Source organism: Streptomyces sp. NPDC048566 (genome assembly GCF_043199735.1).
Taxonomy (GTDB): Bacteria; Actinomycetota; Actinomycetes; order Streptomycetales; family Streptomycetaceae; genus Streptomyces.
Genome location: NZ_JBICWL010000004.1, coordinates 284,849 through 300,712, shown reverse-complemented (window position 1 = coordinate 300,712; position 15,864 = coordinate 284,849). Strand labels below are relative to the sequence as shown.

The following is a 15,864-nucleotide window of genomic DNA, read 5'->3' as shown; positions in this document are numbered from 1 at the left end:
GGAGGATCGTCGCCACCCCGCACCCCGCCCGGCGGCGGAGCGGCGGCGCCCCGGCCCGAACCGCTACAGCGTGCGCAGCAGCACCGCCGGCTGCTCCACACAGTCCGCCACGTACCGCAGGAAGCCGCCCGCCGTACCGCCGTCGCAGACCCGGTGGTCGAAGGTGAGCGAGAGCTGGACGACCTGGCGTGCCGCCAACTCGCCCTGGTGCACCCACGGCTTGGGGATGATGCGGCCGACGCCCAGCATGGCCGCCTCGGGGTGGTTGATGATCGGCGTGGAACCGTCGACGCCGAACACCCCGTAGTTGTTCAGGGTGAAGGTGCCTCCGGTGAGGTCGCCGGGCGTCAGCGTCCCCGTGCGAGCCGCCTCGGTCAGCCGGGCGAACTCGGCGCCGAGCCCCTCGGCGTCCCGCTCGTGCGCGTCCCGCACGACCGGGACCACGAGCCCGCGTTCGGTCTGGGCCGCGAAGCCCAGGTGCACGCGGTCGAGCCGGACGATCTCGCGGGCCTCCTGGTCGACCGTGGCGTTCAGCTCGGGGAACCGGGCCAGTGCCGCCGTGCAGATCCTGGCCAGCAGCGCGATGAGGGAGACCTTGGGACCGCCCGCGGCGTTCATCGCGGTGCGGGCCCGCATCAGCTCCGTCGCGTCGGCGTCCACCCAGCAGGTCGCGTCGGGGATCTCCCGCCGGCTGCGGGAGAGCTTGTCGGCGACCGCACCGCGCACGCCCCGCAGGGGTACGCGGACACCGCTCGGGGTGGCGCCCCGGGAGACGCCGGCCGCTCCGGGGACGATCGCGGTGAGGTCCGCGGGCGAGGACACGGGACCGGCCGAGCGGTCGCGCGTCGCCGCGGTGCGCCCGTCCGGACCGGCCGCGCCGAGCGGTGCTCCGGCGGCGGAGGCGTCCGGCCGGCCTTCCGGCGCGCCGCGCAGGGCGTCCTCGACGTCGGCGCGCAGGATCAGCCCCTCGGGCCCGGAGCCCTCCAGAGCACGCAGATCCAGGCCGTTCTGCCGGGCGAGACGCCGCACGAGGGGTGAGATGACGGGCACGGGACCGTCGCCCCGGACCGCCCCGCCCGGCTCGCCGCGGACCGGTGCGGGCGAACCGGCCGGGGCGCCCTCGGCCACCCGGGAACCGACCCGCTCCTGCACCCGGCCGGCTGCCGGCGCCCCGGCCGGGGAGGGCTCGGCCGGGGCCTGCCGCCCGCCGGACACCGGGCCGCCCGCGGGCCGCACCCGGCGGCGTCGCGCGGGAGGCGCGCCCGTTCCGTAGCCCACCAGCACGTTCCCGGACCCCTCGTCGGCCTCCGGGGCCGGGGCGTCCGTGCTGTCGCCGGTGTCCCCGCCCGCGGCCGACGCGCCCACCGCGACGGTCAGCAACGGCGCGCCGACGGGCAGTTCGGCACCCTCCTCGCCGAAGCGGGCGGTGACCACGCCGCCGTAGGGGCAGGGCACCTCGACCATCGCCTTGGCGGTCTCGACCTCGACGACGGGCTGGTCGACGGCGACGACGTCACCGATCTCCACCAGCCAGCGGACGATCTCCGCCTCGGTGAGCCCCTCGCCGAGGTCGGGGAGCTTGAACTCCAGCACCTGCGCCATCAGTTGTCCGCCTCCCACTGCAACCGCCCCACGGCGTCCAGGATCCGGTCGACGCCGGGCAGATGGTGCCGCTCCAGCATCGGCGGCGGGTACGGGATGTCGAACCCCGCGACCCGCAGCACCGGCGCCTCCAGGTGGTGGAAGCAGCGCTCCGTCACGCGGGCCGCGATCTCACCGCCCGGGCCGCCGAAACCGCCCGACTCGTGCACGACGACCGCCCGGCCGGTCCGGCGCACCGACGCCGCCACGGTCGCGTCGTCGAACGGCACCAGGGAGCGCAGGTCGACGACTTCGAGGTCCCAGCCCTCGGCCCGCGCCGCCTCGGCCGCCTCCAGGCAGACGGGCACGGACGGCCCGTAGGTGATGAGGGTGGCGCTGCGGCCCGGGCGGCGCACCACGGCGCGGCCGATGGGTTCCACCGCCGCCGGCTCCTCCGGGTTCCAGGAGTCCTTCGACCAGTAGAGCCGCTTGGGCTCCAGGACGACGACCGGGTCGTCCGAGGCGATGGCCTCGCGCAGCAGCCCGTAGGCGTCGGGCACGGTGGCCGGGGTCACGACGTGCAGACCGGGCGTCGCCATGTAGTACGCCTCGGAGGAGTCGCTGTGGTGCTCCACGCCGCCGATGCCGCCGCCGTAGGGGACGCGGATCGTGATGGGCAGCGGCATCGCGCCGCGGGTGCGGTTGCGCATCTTCGCCACGTGCGAGACGAGCTGTTCGAACGCCGGGTACGCGAAGGCGTCGAACTGCATCTCCACGACGGGGCGCAGTCCGTACATGGCCATGCCGACGGCGGCGCCGAGGATGCCCGCCTCGGCGAGCGGGGTGTCCGTGCAGCGGTCCTCGCCGAACTCCGCGGCGAGCCCGTCGGTGACGCGGAAGACACCGCCGAGGGTGCCGACGTCCTCGCCCATGACGTGGACCGTGGGGTCGGCGGCCATGGCGTCGCGCAGGGCGCGTCCGAGCGCCTGCGCCATGGTGGCCGGCTTGAGGGCAACCGTGGTCATCGCCCGGCTCCTTCCGGGCCGTGCGGGCCCGCTCCGTGCGGTCCGTCCGCCTCGGCCTCCAGCTCCGCCCGCAGCTGCTCCCGCTGCTCCAGCAGCTGCGGGGTGGGCCGGGCGTACACGTGCTCGAAGAGGTCCATGGGGTCGGGCTCCGGGTCCTGGTTCATGCGCTCGCGCAGGTCCGCGGCCATCGCCTCGGCGTCGTCGCGTACCGCCTTCAGGGCCGTGTCGTCGAGCAGACCGCGCTCGACCAGCTCGCGTTCGAGCAGGGTGACGGGGTCGTGTCCGCGCCAGGTCTCGACCTCGGTGTCGCCGCGGTAGCGGGTGGCGTCGTCGGCGTTGGTGTGCGCGTCGATCCGGTAGGTCACGGCCTCGACCAGGGTGGGGCCGCCTCCCGCGCGGGCGCGGGCGACCGCCTCGCCGAGGACCTGGTGCACGGCCGGGGCGTCGTTGCCGTCGACCAGGCGGCCCGGCATCCCGTAGCCGACGGCCTTGTGGGCCAGCGACGGGGCGGCGGTCTGCTTGGCGAGCGGCACCGAGATGGCGAACCCGTTGTTCTGGACGAGGAAGACGACCGGTGCCTGCCACACGGCCGCGAAGTTCAGCGCCTCGTGGAAGTCGCCCTCGCTGGTGCCGCCGTCGCCGACCAGGGCGAGCGCGACCACGTCGTCGCCCTGGAGGCGGGCCGCGTGCGCGAGGCCCACGGCGTGCGGGAGCTGGGTGGCGAGGGGGGTGCTGAGCGGGGCGACGCGGTGTTCGCGCGGGTCGTACCCGGTGTGCCAGTCGCCGCGCAGCAGGGTGAGGGCCTGCACGGGGTCCAGGCCCCGGGCCACGGCGGCGAGGGTGTCGCGATAGCTCGGGAAGAGCCAGTCGCGGTCCTCCAGGACGAGCGCCGCGGCGACCTCGCACGCCTCCTGACCGGTGCTGGAGGGGTAGACCGCCAGGCGGCCCTGCTTGGTCAGCGCGGTGGCCTGGGTGTTGTAGCGGCGGCCGCGGACCAGCTCCTTGTGCAGCCGGCGCAGCAGCTCCGGGTCGGCCTTCGCGGCCGCGTCCGTGCCGAGCACGCGGTGGGGCAGCGCGTCCGGCAGCAGCGGCGCGGGGTCGGTGCGGGGCTGCCAGGCGGGCGGCGGCGTGGGCCGGTAGGCCCCTCGCTGCTCCAGGACCGTCATGACGGCACCTCCTCGTGGGAGCGGCTTCGGCGTCACGGGTGTGATGCGCCTCACCTACCGATTGTTCGGTCGCCGGCACATTTTGGCTACAGGCGGCGCCAGGCTGTGGACAAACGGTTCTGCACAGCCTGAGATGGATGCAGTACGTCCATGGTAGGGAGGCGGGGGGACATGGCACCTGAACAAATGGCCGAGCCGCCGGAGCCCGGCCCGGTCGCACCACCCGCCCGGCCCCTCGACGCGATCGACCGCGACATCCTGCGGATGCTCCAGGCGGACGGCCGCGCCTCGATACGGTCCGTGGCCGAGCGGGTCCACGTCTCGCGGGCGAACGCCTACGCGCGGATCAACCGTCTCGTCGAGGACGGGGTCATCCGCGGCTTCGGGGCGCGCGTCGACCACGAACGCGCCGGCCACGGCACCTCGGCGTACATCACGCTGACGATCGTGCAGAACTCCTGGCGCACCGTCCGCGAGCAGCTGCGCGTGCTGCCCGGCGCCTCCCACATCGCCCTGGTGGGCGGGGACTTCGACGTGCTGCTCCTGGTCCACACCCCCGACAACAGGGCGCTGCGCGAACTGGTGCTCACCCGCCTCCAGGCCATCCCGGAGGTGCTCAGCAGCAGGACGCTGCTCGTCTTCGAGGAGGAGGACCTGGAGCCGGAGAGCTGAGCGCCGGCCATCGCGCGGCGCGCCGCCCTCACTCCCTGCGGAGCCCCCCGAAGACCAGCAGCACCACGGCGTCGGCGACCTCCCGCGCGCCCATGCCCCGCGCGTCCGGCCGGTACCACTCCACGAGCGAGTTGATCATCCCGAACACCAGCCGGGTCGCGAGCCGGACCTCCACGTCGCCGCGGACGTCCCCCTCGGCCGCGGCGGCCCTCAGGAGCTCGGCGACCTGGTGGTCGAACTCGCGGCGCCGCTCCAGGGCCCACCGCTCGGTGTCCGTGTTGCCGCGCACCCGCAGCAGCAGCGTCACATAGGGCAGTTCCGCGGTGAGGACCTCCACCATGCGGCGCACGACGTACTCCAGGCGCTCCACGGCCCGCCCCCCGCGCGCGCGGTCCTCGTCGAGAATCCCGAAGAGGCCGTCCAGCGCCCGGCTCACGGCGCGCCGCAGCAGTTCCTCCTTGCCGGCCACATGGTGGTAGATCGACGACTTGGAGATGCCGGCCGCCCGGGAGAGGTGCTCCATGGAGGTTCCGTCGTACCCGCGGTCGTTGAAGACGCGGACGGCGACGGAGAGCAGGGTCTCCGGGGTGTAGGTGTCGCGCTTGGCGGTGGTCATGAGGTGCCCTCGCGCTTCTCGGTGGCGTACGCGTGCCGGTAGAGCGCCAGGGACGGCGCGTAGCGCCCCGAGGGGTCGCGGACGTGCAGCTCGTCGAGGAGGTCGTAGGACCAGTTCGTGCCGAGCCTGCGGCTCCACTCGAAGGGGCCCAGGGGGTAGTTAACGCCGAGGCGCATCGCGGTGTCGACGTCCTCCTCGGTGGCGACCCCCTTGGCGACGGCGTCGTGCGCGAGGTCGACGATCCGGGCGACGGTGCGGGCGACGATCATGCCGGGGCAGTCCCCGATCACGCTGACGTCCTTGCCGAGCGCCTGGAACAGGCCGATCGCCTCGGACAGCGTGCGCGCGGCGGTGTCCTGGGACGCCGACAGAGCGATCCGGGTCGCCTTGCGGTAGTCGAGCGCGAGGTCGAAGTAGACGACGTCGCGGAACTCCACGGAGGTCTGGCCGTCGGCGAGGACGAGCTGGCCGCCGCTCGGCAGGACCAGGCGGGTGCCGTGGTCCTCCTCCTCGTCGCGGACGGGGACACCCGCCTCGCGGATCAGGTCGACGAGGTCGCCGGCGGGCCCCAGGTCCCCCTCGACGACCACGTAGGCCGGCGGCGCGGCCTTCTCGGCGGTGTGCGGCTCGGCCGCCTCCGCGCCGTCCCCGTAGTCGTACCAGCCGTGGCCGGTCTTGCGGCCGAGCCGGCCCGACTCCACAAGCCGCCGCTGGGCGAGCGAGGGGGTGAACCGGACGTCGTCGAAGAAGGACCGCCACACGGAGTGCGTGACGGACTCGTTGACGTCCTGGCCGATCAGGTCGGTCAGCTCGAAGGCGCCCATCCGGAAGCCGCCCGACTCGCGCAGCACCGCGTCGATGGTGGCGGGGTCGGCGGCCTGCGCCTCGTGCACCGCGAACGCCTCGGCGTAGAAGGGCCGCGCGATCCGGTTCACGATGAAGCCGGGGGTGTCCGCGCAGGCGACAGGCGTCTTGCCCCAGGCCCGGGCCGTCTCGTACGCGCGCGTGGCCGACGTGACGTCGGTGGCGAACCCGGACACGACCTCGACGAGGGGGAGCAGCGGTGCGGGGTTGAAGAAGTGCAGTCCGACCAGGCGGCCCGGGTTGCGCAGGGCGCCGCCGATGGCCGTGACGGAGAGGGAGGAGGTGTTGGTCGCGAGCAGGCAGTCGTCGTCGACGATCTCCTCCAGATCGCCGAACAGCTTCTGTTTCGCGTCGAGTTGTTCGAGGACCGCCTCGACGACGAGCACGCAGTCCGCGAGGTCGGAGAGAGCGGCGGCCGGCCGGAGCCTGGCCCGTGCGGCGTCCCGGGCGGCGCCGGAGAGCCGGTCCTTGGCGACGAGCCGGTCGAGCCGCGAGCCGATCGCCTCGGCCGCCGCCTCGGCGCGTCCGGGCGCGGCGTCGTAGAGCCGCACGGGGTGGCCCGCCACCAGCGCGACCTGGGCGATGCCCTGGCCCATGGTGCCGGTTCCGACGACTGCCACGGGGCTGCTGAGGTCGAGTGCTGTCATGTGCGCGATCCTCCCGCACGGCGTTTTCCACAGATGCGGCGGACCCCCTTGTCCCGACCGATCGTTCGGTTACTCTAACCCTGACTGTCCCTTCCTGCCCAGCTCGCGAGCTCGACGACGAGCTCCTGAGACGAGGAGTTGGTCCCTGATGGCCGCCGAACTCACCGCGCACCAGCTGATCGCCCAGCACCGGCCCACCCTGGACCAGGCGTTGGAAGCCATCCGTACCCGCGCGTACTGGTCCCCGCACCCCGAGCACCCCAAGGCGTACGGCAAGCACGGCAGCCTGGGCATGGCCGAGGGCAAGGCCGCCTTCGACGCCCTGCTCGGCAACCGTCTGGACCTGGGACAGCCCGGCACGGACGACTGGGTCGGCGGCGAGGTCTCGCCGTACGGCATCGAGCTGGGCGTGAGCTATCCGCACGTGGACGCGGACGTCCTGCTGCCCGCCATGCGCGCCGGGCAGCGCGCCTGGCGCGACGCGGGGGCGGAGATCCGCGCCGTGGTGTGCCGGGAGATCCTCAAGCGGATCAGCGACCGCACCCACGAGTTCGCGCACGCGGTCATGCACACCAGCGGCCAGGCGTTCATGATGGCGTTCCAGGCGGGCGGCCCCCACGCGCAGGACCGCGGCCTGGAAGCCGTGGCGTACGCCTACGTGGAGCAGGTCCGCACCCCCGACACCGCGGAGTGGACCAAGCCGCAGGGCAAGCGCGACCCGCTCGCGCTGACCAAGGACTTCGTGCCGGTCCCGCGGGGCATCGCGCTGATGATCGGCTGCAACACCTTCCCGACGTGGAACGGCTACCCGGGCCTGTTCGCCTCCCTGGCCACCGGCAACGCCGTCCTGGTCAAGCCCCACCCCCGCGCGGTGCTGCCGCTGGCGCTCACGGTGCAGGTCGCGCGCGAGGTGCTCACCGAGGCGGGCTTCGACCCGAACCTGGTGGCGCTGGCCGCCGAGCGCCCCGGCGAGGGCATCGCGAAGTCGCTGGCCACCCGTCCGGAGATCCGGATCATCGACTACACGGGCTCCACCGCCTTCGGCGACTGGCTGGAGTCCAACGCCCGCCAGGCGCAGGTCTACACGGAGAAGGCCGGCGTGAACACGGTGGTCGTCGAGTCGACCGCCGACTACAAGGGGATGCTGTCCAACCTGGCGTTCTCCCTCTCGCTCTACAGCGGCCAGATGTGCACCACGCCGCAGAACCTGCTGATTCCCCGCGACGGCATCCGCACGGACGAGGGCCCCAAGTCCTACGACGAGGTGGCCGGCGACCTCGCGAAGGCGGTCGGCGGGCTCCTCGGCGACGACGCGCGCGCGAACGCGCTGCTGGGCGCCGTCGTGAACCCGGACGTGAAGGCCCGCCTGGAGGCGGCGGCCGGACTCGGTGAGGTCGCCCTGGCCTCGCGGCAGGTCGAGAACCCGGAGTTCCCGGACGCCGTCGTGCGCACGCCGGTGATCGTGAAGCTCGACGGCGCGCGCAAGTACTGGGACGGCGCGGACTCCGCCGACGAGGCCGCCTTCATGAGCGAGTGCTTCGGCCCGGTCTCGTTCGCCGTCGCCGTCGACTCGGCCGCGGACGCCGTGGAGTTGCTGCGGCGCACGATCAGGGACAAGGGCGCGATGACCGTCGGCGCGTACACCACCGACGAGGACGTCGAGCGCGAGGTGCGCGAGGCGTGCCTGGAGGAGTGCGCCCAGCTCTCCCTGAACCTGACGGGCGGGGTGTACGTCAACCAGACGGCCGCCTTCTCGGACTTCCACGGATCGGGCGGCAACGCCGCGGCCAACGCCGCCCTGTGCGACGGCGCGTTCGTCGCCAACCGCTTCCGTGTCGTCGAGGTGCGCCGGGAGGCGTGAGCCGTCCGGGGCGGCCCGGCCGGTGGCCCCGGGCAGACAGGACGCCGGGGCCTGTCGTGCGTCCCGCCGTTCGCGCCGGAGGGCGGGACGCACGGTCTCGGATGCGTCCTCTCGGCGTTCCGGGCGGAAGCCCACATGCGGGTCGTACGCGGGTTCTCGCCCGGTGCGGCGAGCGTGCGGGCAGGACGTCGCGCGGCCGACGGGACGTGCGCACCACGCCTCAGCCGGCCGCGCCCCCGGTCGCGCTCCAGTGGAACAGCGTCATGGCCACACTGGTCGCGAGGTTGTAACTGGAGACCTGGGGGCGCATCGGCAGGGCCACCAGGTGGTCGGCCCGGGCGCGCAGTGCGGCCGACAGCCCGCTGCGCTCCGAGCCGAAGGCGAGCACCGCGTCGTCGGGGAGCTTCGCCCGGCGGATGTCCTCGCCCGCCGGGTCGAGCGCGAACACCGGCCCCGGCGGCAGTCCGTCCGGCGTCACGCGTTCCACGGCCGTCGCGAAGTGCAGCCCCGCGCCGCCGCGGACGACCGTGGGATGCCAGGGGTCGAGGGTGCCCGTGGTGACCACGCCGGTCGCGCCGAAGCCCGCCGCCAGCCGGATCACCGCACCCGCGTTGCCCAGGTTGCGCGGATCGTCGAGAACGACGACGGGCGCGGTGCGCGGGGTGCGGGCCAGCGCCTCCAGGTTCCCGGACCGCGGGGGACGCACGGCCAGCGCCGCCACCGACGTGGGGTGCGGACGCGGCACGAGGCTCGCGAACGCCGCCGCGGGGACCTCGGCCAGCAGACAGTCGACCGCCGTCAGGACGTCGGGGGCGAGATCGGCCGCCAGGTCCAGCACCGCCCGCCGGTCGGTGGTGACGGCGACCGGGATGTCCGCCCCGAAGCGCACGGCGTGCTTGAGGGCGTGGAAGCCGTCCAGCAGGACGTGGTCCTCGGAGAGCCGGCGCCAGACGCGTACGGGGTCGTTCATGCGGTGAAGCCTACGTGCGTCGGCTCGGCCCCCTCCGGGACACCGGGCTCGGCCTCCCGGGGGCCCGGCACCGTCCGGCCCCCGGCCGGAGTCAGGCGCCCCCGCGCGCGTGCCGCCCACCGGCCGAGGCGCCGCAGGAACGACGTGGGCAGGAACACCGCGTCGGCGGCGATCATCGCGAGCGAGAAGAACGGCAGGCCGAGCACCACCGCGATCACCGCGTGCTCGGTCATCATCGCCACCAGCAGGACGTTCTTGGCCCGCCGGTTGAGCAGGGTGAAGGGGAAGGCCACCTGCATGATCACCGTGCCGTAGGTGATCAGCGCGACGAGGGTGCCGTGGGCGGACAGCGCCCCGGACAGAGCGGGCCAGGGCGAGAAGTAGTCCAGGTGCAGCGGGTAGTAGACGGCGGTGCCGTCCTGCCAGCGCGAGCCCTGGATCTTGTACCAGCCGGCGGTCGCGTAGATCAGGCACGCCTCGGCCATGACGACCAGCAGGGCGGCGTTGTGCAGGAGGTTGCCGACGATCTCCAGCAGGGCGCGGGGCTCCGCGGTCCGCGCGTACCGCACGGCCGCCCACCACAGCCCCTGGGCCGCCCAGAGCCCCCAGAAGACCGTGAGCCAGCCGCCCAGCAGACCGCCGTCGACGCGTCCGGCTCCCGTCGCGGTCGCCAGCAGGACGCCGAGCACCCCCCACAGCACCGGGCCGGCCCGGTCCGGCCCGGCCCGCTCGCCCCGCGCGCGTGCCTCACGCGCGCGGCGCTCGCGGCGGGCGTCCAGGGACCAGACCCGGCCGCAGCGGATGAACACCAGGTAGATCGCCATGAGGTGGAGGACGTTGTCGCCGCCGTCGCCCATGAAGACGCTGCGGTTCTGCAGGGAGAGCACACCGATCATGAAGAGGACCGACATCGTCCGGCTGCGCCAGCCCACCAGCAGCAGGGCGCTGGAGAGGACGGCGAAGGCGTAGACGATCTCGAACCACACCTGGCTGTCGGACCACAGCAGGATCGTGAAGGCGTGGTTGCTCGCGACGAGCCGTCGGGCGAGATCCCAGCTCCAGGGTCCGCCGGGCCCGTACATCTCCTGCCGGACGGGGTACTCCCACAGCAGGAACAGCAGCCACGTGGCGGCGAAGCCGATACGGACGACGGCGCTCTGCCAGGGGCCGTGCGCCGTGTCCGTGACCTGCGCGATGCCGCGCGAGAGCGTCGGGGTGAACCGGATCATCGGGCTCCCGCCTCCGTCGGACCGCCGACCCGGTCGGCCGCGGGGACCGGCCACCAGGGCAGTTCGCGCACGACGGGCCGGACGGAGGCTTTCTCGTCGCTCCACCGGGGCGGCGGCACGTTGGTCGTACGGGAGCGGAGCTGGACGCGTTCGACGACGGCGCCGGCGCCGCCGGCGTGTGCCCGGGCGAGGCGCTGCGCGGCGATGCGGCGGAGGTAGTGCTCGGAGAGGTCACCGCGCAGCCCGGCGGGCCGGTTCTCCGCGTCGTGCGTGTTGACGTACAGGTCCCAGGCGCGCCGCAGCTCGTTCTGCTCGGTGTGACTCGGCAGCGGATTCGCGTCGATGGCGCGGCCGTCGAGTGCCGACAGGTCGTACCAGCCCGTCTCGCTGCTGACCCCGTCCGCGGCCCGGACCAGGGCGCGGACCTGGACGGCCACGTTCTGCTGCAGCGGGTCGGGCGCGAAGAGCTTCCAGTTCTGCTCGAACTCGGGGTAGATCCACTCGTCGATCACGCGGCCGTGCTGCTTGGTCACCGTGTTCGAGGGGGCCACGTGCAGGAAGACCATGCCGAGGTGCGCGCAGACGGCGACGGCCACCACGGCGAGCGCGAGGGCCGCGGCGAGCTGGCCGGGCAGGGACAGCGCGGCGAGGCCCCCCTGCGCCCGGGAGACGGGCCGGGCGGCCCCGTCCGCGGGGGCGTTGCGGGGCGCCGCCGGGTCGACGTGGGCCGGCCCGGCCGCCCGCGGGGCTTCGGCCGGCTGCGGGGCGTCGGCCGGCTGCGGGCCGGGGGCGGCCGGCGGCGGAAGGTGGCCGGGCGGCCGGTCGGCGGCGGGCGGGCCGTCGCCCCGGCCGGTCTCGGTCCCGCCGGCCCTCGGACCCGGCGGGCGGGCGGGGGGTATCCCGGACGCCTCGTGACCGGTGCGGGCGCCGTCGCCGGGCACGTCCCGACCGGTCGCGGACGGATCGGCCCCCTCCCGCCGGGGCACCTGCCGCGGCGCCGCCGCCCGAACGCCGGGCGGGCCGTCACCGGACGCACCGGGTCCGGGCCCCGGTTCCGGGCGAGCGGATTCCGGGCGGCCGGGCCCGGTGGGCGAGCCCTCGTCGTTCGCGTCCATTCCGCCCCGATTCACGATCCCGAACCCGACTGCCGGCGCTCGGGTCGCGGGCACCGTACCGCCGCGGCGAGCCTCACCACGGTGTTTCGCAAGCGAACCGTAATCGGCACCGGCCGCCCGGCACAGTCCCATGGGTCACACCGGCCTCGCGGACGCCCACGAGGTCGTCCACAGCGGTTGACACCTTACGGCGCGCGACCGACCATGGTGGCGAGTGAACCGAACGATCGGTCGGTCGGGAGCGAGAGGGTGAGGGGGACCGCATGGCGACAGCAGCAGCGCACCACACGGCCCGTACACAGGCGGACGAATCCGCCGAGGAGGCGGCCCGCACAGCGGCGTACGAGGCGGTATTCGACGCCGCGGTGGCGGCGGACGAACGCATCGAGCCGCGCGACTGGATGCCCGACGCCTACCGGTCAACCCTGATCCGGCAGATCGCGCAGCACGCCCACTCCGAGATCATCGGCATGCAGCCGGAGGCCAACTGGATCACCCGCGCCCCCTCTCTGCGGCGCAAGGCGATCCTGATGGCGAAGGTGCAGGACGAGGCCGGCCACGGCCTGTACCTGTACAGCGCGGCAGAGACGCTCGGGGTGAGCCGCGACGAACTGCTGGACAAGCTCCACTCCGGCCGCCAGAAGTACTCCTCGATCTTCAACTACCCGACGCTGACCTGGGCCGACGTCGGCGCCATCGGCTGGCTGGTGGACGGCGCCGCGATCACCAACCAGGTCCCCCTGTGCCGCTGCTCGTACGGCCCGTACGCGCGCGCCATGGTCCGCGTGTGCAAGGAGGAGTCCTTCCACCAGCGCCAGGGCTACGAACTGCTGCTGGCCCTCAGCCGGGGCACCGCCGAGCAGCACGCGATGGCACAGGACGCGGTGGACCGGTGGTGGTGGCCCTCGCTGATGATGTTCGGCCCGCCCGACGACGAGTCCGCGCACTCCGCCCAGTCGATGGCCTGGAAGATCAAGCGCCACTCGAACGACGAACTGCGCCGGCGCTTCGTCGACATCTGCGTTCCGCAGGCCGAGTCCCTCGGACTGACCCTCCCCGACCCGGAGATCGTCTGGAACGAGGAGCGCGGACAGCACGACTTCGGCGCCATCGACTGGGCGGAGTTCCGCGAGGTCCTCAAGGGCAACGGCCCGTGCAACGAGCAGCGGATCACCCAGCGCAGGACCGCCCACGAGGAAGGCGCCTGGGTCCGCGAGGCAGCCGCGGCCCACGCGAAGAAGCACCCGAGCGGAACCGGCGTCGCCGCGAGCACGCCCGGTGAGACAGGAGCGACCCGAGCATGACGAACACCGAGTGGCCCCTGTGGGAGGTCTTCGTGCGCTCGCGCCGCGGACTCTCGCACACCCACGCCGGCAGCCTGCACGCGCCGGACGCCGAACTGGCGCTGCGCAACGCCCGCGACCTGTACACCCGGCGCGGCGAGGGCGTCTCGATCTGGGTCGTCCCGTCGGCGGCCGTCACGGCCTCCTCACCCGACGAGAAGGACCCGTTCTTCGAGCCCTCCGCCGACAAGCCCTACCGCCACCCGACGTTCTACGAGATCCCGGAAGGGGTGAAGCACCTGTGACGACCACCGTCGACACCGCCGCCGCGCTGGCCCTCGGCGACGACGCCCTGGTGCTCTCGCACCGGCTGGGGGAGTGGGCGGGCCACGCGCCCGTCCTCGAAGAGGAAGTCGCGCTGGCCAACATCGCGCTGGACCTGCTCGGCCAGGCCAGGGTGCTGCTCTCGCTCGCGGGCGACGAGGACCGGCTGGCGTACCTGCGCGAGGAACGCGCCTTCCGCAACCTCCAGCTGGTCGAGCAGCCGAACGGCGACTTCGCCCACACCATCGCCCGGCAGCTCTACTTCTCCACGTACCAGCGGCTCCTGTACACGCAGCTGGCCTCCGGGGACGGCGAGTTCGCCGCCCTCGCCGCGAAGGCCGTCAAGGAGGTCGCCTACCACCAGGACCACGCCGAGCAGTGGACGCTCCGCCTCGGCGACGGCACGGACGTCAGCCACGAGCGGATGGACCGGGCGTGCCGGGCGCTGTGGCGGTTCACCGGCGAGATGTTCCAGCCCGTGGAGGGCGTCGACGTCGACGGCGACAGCCTCCGGACCGCCTGGCTGGAGTCCGTGACGGACGTGCTGCACCGCGCCACCCTGTCCGTCCCCGAGGGACCGACGGCCGGCGCCTGGACCGCCGGCGCCGGACGGCAGGGAGTCCACACCGAGTCCTTCGGCCGGATGCTCGCCGAGATGCAGCACCTGCACCGCAGCCACCCGGGGGCGTCATGGTGACGGCCACCGCACTGGAGGAGGAGCTGCGCAGGCTGGCCGGCTCCGTCCCCGACCCCGAGCTGCCCGTCCTCACGCTGGACGAGCTGGGCGTGGTCCGCGCGGTGCACGTGCGGGGCGAGGACGCCGTCGAGGTGGAGCTCACCCCGACCTACACCGGCTGCCCCGCCGTCGAGGCCATGTCCACCGACATCGAGCGGGTCCTGCGCGAGCACGGCATGCGGGAGGTGTCCGTACGGACCGTGCTGAGTCCCGCCTGGTCCACCGACGACATCTCCGACGAAGGCCGCCGCAAACTGCGGGAGTTCGGGATCGCGCCGCCACGGGGCGGCCGGTCCGCCGGCCCGGTTCCGCTCTCCCTGGGCGCGACCCGCGTCGCCGACGCCGAGGCGGCCCCGGAGCCCGTCCGCTGCCCGGCGTGCGGATCGGCAGACACGGAACTGCTCAGCCGCTTCTCGTCCACCGCGTGCAAGGCGCTGCGCCGCTGTCTGTCGTGCCGCGAACCGTTCGACCACTTCAAGGAGTTGTGATGGCCCGCTTCCACCCGCTCCCGGTGGCCGCGGTCGACCGGATCACCGACGACTCCGTGGCCCTGACCTTCGCGGTGCCCGCCGCCCTGCGCGAGGACTTCCGGCACGCGGCCGGCCAGCACCTGGCCCTGCGCCGCACGATCGACGGCGCGGAGGTCCGGCGCACCTACTCGATCTGCTCCCCGGCACCCGCCCCCGACGGCGAGGCGCCCGCCACCCTGCGCGTGGGGGTGCGGCTGGTCGACGGCGGTGTGTTCTCGACCCACGCGCTCAAGGAGATCGCCGTCGGGGACGAGATCGAGGTGATGACACCGGCCGGGCGGTTCACGCTGGAGCCGTCGGCCGGCCTGTACGCCGGCGTGGTGGGCGGCAGCGGCATCACCCCGGTGCTGTCGATCGTCTCGACCCTCCTCGCCCGCCGTCCCGATGCCCGGTTCTGCCTCATCCGCAGCGACCGCACCTCGGCGTCGACGATGTTCCTGGAGGAGGTCGCGGACCTCAAGGACCGCTATCCGCAGCGCTTCCAACTCGTGACGGTCCTCTCCCGCGAGGAGCAGCAGGCCGGCCTGCCGTCCGGACGTCTCGACCGGGAGCGGCTGGCCGGCCTGCTCCCGGCGATGCTCCCGGTGGGAGAGGTGGCGGGATGGTTCCTGTGCGGGCCGATGGGTCTCGTGGAGGGCGCCGAGCACGCGCTGCGCGGGCTCGGAGTCTCACGGAGCCTGATCCACCAGGAGATCTTCCACGTGGACGCGGGCACCCCGACCGCCACGATCGTTCCGGCACCCGCGCACAGCACCGTCACCGCCCGCCTCGACGGACGCGGCGGCACCTGGCCCGTCCAGGACGGCGAGTCCCTGCTGGACACCGTGCTGCGCAACCGCCCCGACGCCCCTTACGCCTGCAAGGGCGGGGTGTGCGGAACCTGCCGCGCCTTCCTGGTCTCCGGCGAGGTGCGGATGGACCGCAACTTCGCACTGGAACCGGAGGAGACGGAGGCGGGGTACGTGCTGGCCTGCCAGTCCCACCCGTCCACGGAACGGGTCGAGGTGGACTTCGACCGCTGAGGCACGCCACCCCCCGGCGGGCCGCCCGGCACGACCGCGCCCCTGCGTGCCGGGGGCGCGCCCTCCGGCCTCTCCCCGGCGCATCCCAACCGCCGCCCCGACTCCGGCCGTTCCCTTCGAGTCTGCCGGACCGCGCTACACGGTGACGCACCGTCAGGTCAGGCGGGGCGTCCGTCGCCGATCAGCCCGGGTGGGGGCCCGCCCGGCGCCCCCACCCCTGCCT

Annotated in this window: 15 protein-coding genes; 7 read left to right on the top strand and 8 right to left on the bottom strand. The window is 73.9% G+C overall.

Going from position 1 to position 15,864, the window contains the following annotated elements:
* Nucleotides 1-63 precede the first annotated feature (63 nt).
* Genes ACGFS9_RS10225 through pdhA form a run of 3 tightly spaced genes read right to left on the bottom strand, consistent with a single transcriptional unit; the run spans nt 64 to nt 3,772 of the window.
* Nucleotides 64-1,602, bottom strand: a complete 1,539-nt coding sequence (locus tag ACGFS9_RS10225) for a dihydrolipoamide acetyltransferase family protein (protein WP_393251960.1) — start codon at nt 1,600-1,602, stop codon at nt 64-66.
* Nucleotides 1,602-2,606 (bottom strand): alpha-ketoacid dehydrogenase subunit beta, encoded by a 1,005-nt coding sequence (locus tag ACGFS9_RS10220; protein WP_393251958.1) that lies wholly within the window; start codon nt 2,604-2,606, stop codon nt 1,602-1,604. Before ACGFS9_RS10220 ends, ACGFS9_RS10225 begins: the two co-directional genes overlap by 1 nt.
* Nucleotides 2,603-3,772, bottom strand: a complete 1,170-nt coding sequence (gene pdhA, locus ACGFS9_RS10215; protein ID WP_393251956.1) for a pyruvate dehydrogenase (acetyl-transferring) E1 component subunit alpha — start codon at nt 3,770-3,772, stop codon at nt 2,603-2,605. The genes ACGFS9_RS10220 and pdhA overlap by 4 nt, the downstream gene beginning before the upstream one ends.
* 171 nt (nt 3,773-3,943) lie before the next feature.
* On the opposite strand from pdhA, the gene ACGFS9_RS10210 reads away from it, so the two are divergent.
* Nucleotides 3,944-4,444: an Lrp/AsnC family transcriptional regulator gene (locus ACGFS9_RS10210; protein ID WP_393251954.1), complete on the top strand. Its 501-nt coding sequence runs from the start codon at nt 3,944-3,946 to the stop codon at nt 4,442-4,444.
* Between the two features lie 28 nt (nt 4,445-4,472).
* Here ACGFS9_RS10210 and ACGFS9_RS10205 read toward each other — a convergent pair whose 3' ends face one another.
* Nucleotides 4,473-5,060, bottom strand: coding sequence for a TetR/AcrR family transcriptional regulator (locus tag ACGFS9_RS10205; protein WP_393251953.1), 588 nt, complete (start codon nt 5,058-5,060; stop codon nt 4,473-4,475).
* Nucleotides 5,057-6,571 (bottom strand): 3-hydroxyacyl-CoA dehydrogenase, encoded by a 1,515-nt coding sequence (locus tag ACGFS9_RS10200; protein WP_393251952.1) that lies wholly within the window; start codon nt 6,569-6,571, stop codon nt 5,057-5,059. The genes ACGFS9_RS10205 and ACGFS9_RS10200 overlap by 4 nt, the downstream gene beginning before the upstream one ends.
* 148 nt (nt 6,572-6,719) lie before the next feature.
* Here ACGFS9_RS10200 and paaN point away from each other — a divergent pair, with 148 nt between their 5' ends.
* Nucleotides 6,720-8,432: a phenylacetic acid degradation protein PaaN gene (gene paaN, locus ACGFS9_RS10195; RefSeq protein WP_393251950.1), complete on the top strand. Its 1,713-nt coding sequence runs from the start codon at nt 6,720-6,722 to the stop codon at nt 8,430-8,432.
* A gap of 220 nt (nt 8,433-8,652) precedes the next feature.
* On the opposite strand, the gene ACGFS9_RS10190 is transcribed toward paaN, so the two are convergent.
* The 3 genes from ACGFS9_RS10190 to ACGFS9_RS10180 are packed head-to-tail and all read right to left on the bottom strand — an operon-like array spanning nt 8,653 to nt 11,746.
* A complete protein-coding gene (locus ACGFS9_RS10190) occupies nt 8,653-9,402 on the bottom strand; it encodes a TrmH family RNA methyltransferase (RefSeq protein WP_393251948.1) in 750 nt (249 codons plus the stop codon).
* On the bottom strand, nt 9,399-10,631 hold the full coding sequence (locus ACGFS9_RS10185; RefSeq protein WP_393251945.1) for an HTTM domain-containing protein: 1,233 nt from the start codon (nt 10,629-10,631) through the stop codon (nt 9,399-9,401). The genes ACGFS9_RS10190 and ACGFS9_RS10185 overlap by 4 nt, the downstream gene beginning before the upstream one ends.
* A complete protein-coding gene (locus ACGFS9_RS10180) occupies nt 10,628-11,746 on the bottom strand; it encodes a DUF5819 family protein (protein ID WP_393251944.1) in 1,119 nt (372 codons plus the stop codon). The genes ACGFS9_RS10185 and ACGFS9_RS10180 overlap by 4 nt, the downstream gene beginning before the upstream one ends.
* A gap of 263 nt (nt 11,747-12,009) precedes the next feature.
* On the opposite strand from ACGFS9_RS10180, the gene paaA reads away from it, so the two are divergent.
* The 5 genes from paaA to ACGFS9_RS10155 are packed head-to-tail and all read left to right on the top strand — an operon-like array spanning nt 12,010 to nt 15,641.
* The gene (gene paaA / locus ACGFS9_RS10175; protein WP_393251942.1) at nt 12,010-13,050 is read left to right on the top strand and encodes a 1,2-phenylacetyl-CoA epoxidase subunit PaaA; all 1,041 of its coding nucleotides are present in this window, start codon (nt 12,010-12,012) and stop codon (nt 13,048-13,050) included.
* Nucleotides 13,047-13,334, top strand: coding sequence for a 1,2-phenylacetyl-CoA epoxidase subunit PaaB (paaB, locus tag ACGFS9_RS10170; RefSeq protein WP_339130486.1), 288 nt, complete (start codon nt 13,047-13,049; stop codon nt 13,332-13,334). Before paaA ends, paaB begins: the two co-directional genes overlap by 4 nt.
* Nucleotides 13,331-14,050: a 1,2-phenylacetyl-CoA epoxidase subunit PaaC gene (paaC, locus tag ACGFS9_RS10165; protein WP_393251940.1), complete on the top strand. Its 720-nt coding sequence runs from the start codon at nt 13,331-13,333 to the stop codon at nt 14,048-14,050. Before paaB ends, paaC begins: the two co-directional genes overlap by 4 nt.
* Nucleotides 14,044-14,577 carry a 1,2-phenylacetyl-CoA epoxidase subunit PaaD gene (paaD, locus tag ACGFS9_RS10160; protein WP_393251939.1) on the top strand — a complete coding sequence of 178 codons (534 nt, stop codon included), beginning with the start codon at nt 14,044-14,046 and terminating at the stop codon, nt 14,575-14,577. The genes paaC and paaD overlap by 7 nt, the downstream gene beginning before the upstream one ends.
* The gene (locus ACGFS9_RS10155) at nt 14,577-15,641 is read left to right on the top strand and encodes a 2Fe-2S iron-sulfur cluster-binding protein (protein ID WP_393251938.1); all 1,065 of its coding nucleotides are present in this window, start codon (nt 14,577-14,579) and stop codon (nt 15,639-15,641) included. Before paaD ends, ACGFS9_RS10155 begins: the two co-directional genes overlap by 1 nt.
* Nucleotides 15,642-15,864: the final 223 nt, after the last annotated feature.

Excerpts from the sequence above, each read along its gene's own strand:
- paaB (WP_339130486.1), top strand. The coding sequence starts at position 13,047 with ATGACGAACACCGAGTGGCCCCTGTGGGAGGTCTTCGTGCGCTCGCGC.
- ACGFS9_RS10225 (WP_393251960.1), bottom strand. The coding sequence starts at position 1,602 with ATGGCGCAGGTGCTGGAGTTCAAGCTCCCCGACCTCGGCGAGGGGCTC.
- ACGFS9_RS10190 (WP_393251948.1), bottom strand. The coding sequence starts at position 9,402 with ATGAACGACCCCGTACGCGTCTGGCGCCGGCTCTCCGAGGACCACGTC.
- ACGFS9_RS10155 (WP_393251938.1), top strand. The coding sequence starts at position 14,577 with ATGGCCCGCTTCCACCCGCTCCCGGTGGCCGCGGTCGACCGGATCACC.
- paaA (WP_393251942.1), top strand. The coding sequence starts at position 12,010 with ATGGCGACAGCAGCAGCGCACCACACGGCCCGTACACAGGCGGACGAA.
- ACGFS9_RS10185 (WP_393251945.1), bottom strand. The coding sequence starts at position 10,631 with ATGATCCGGTTCACCCCGACGCTCTCGCGCGGCATCGCGCAGGTCACG.
- ACGFS9_RS10210 (WP_393251954.1), top strand. The coding sequence starts at position 3,944 with ATGGCACCTGAACAAATGGCCGAGCCGCCGGAGCCCGGCCCGGTCGCA.
- paaN (WP_393251950.1), top strand. The coding sequence starts at position 6,720 with ATGGCCGCCGAACTCACCGCGCACCAGCTGATCGCCCAGCACCGGCCC.
- ACGFS9_RS10200 (WP_393251952.1), bottom strand. The coding sequence starts at position 6,571 with ATGACAGCACTCGACCTCAGCAGCCCCGTGGCAGTCGTCGGAACCGGC.
- paaD (WP_393251939.1), top strand. The coding sequence starts at position 14,044 with ATGGTGACGGCCACCGCACTGGAGGAGGAGCTGCGCAGGCTGGCCGGC.
- ACGFS9_RS10205 (WP_393251953.1), bottom strand. The coding sequence starts at position 5,060 with ATGACCACCGCCAAGCGCGACACCTACACCCCGGAGACCCTGCTCTCC.
- ACGFS9_RS10220 (WP_393251958.1), bottom strand. The coding sequence starts at position 2,606 with ATGACCACGGTTGCCCTCAAGCCGGCCACCATGGCGCAGGCGCTCGGA.
- pdhA (WP_393251956.1), bottom strand. The coding sequence starts at position 3,772 with ATGACGGTCCTGGAGCAGCGAGGGGCCTACCGGCCCACGCCGCCGCCC.
- ACGFS9_RS10180 (WP_393251944.1), bottom strand. The coding sequence starts at position 11,746 with ATGGACGCGAACGACGAGGGCTCGCCCACCGGGCCCGGCCGCCCGGAA.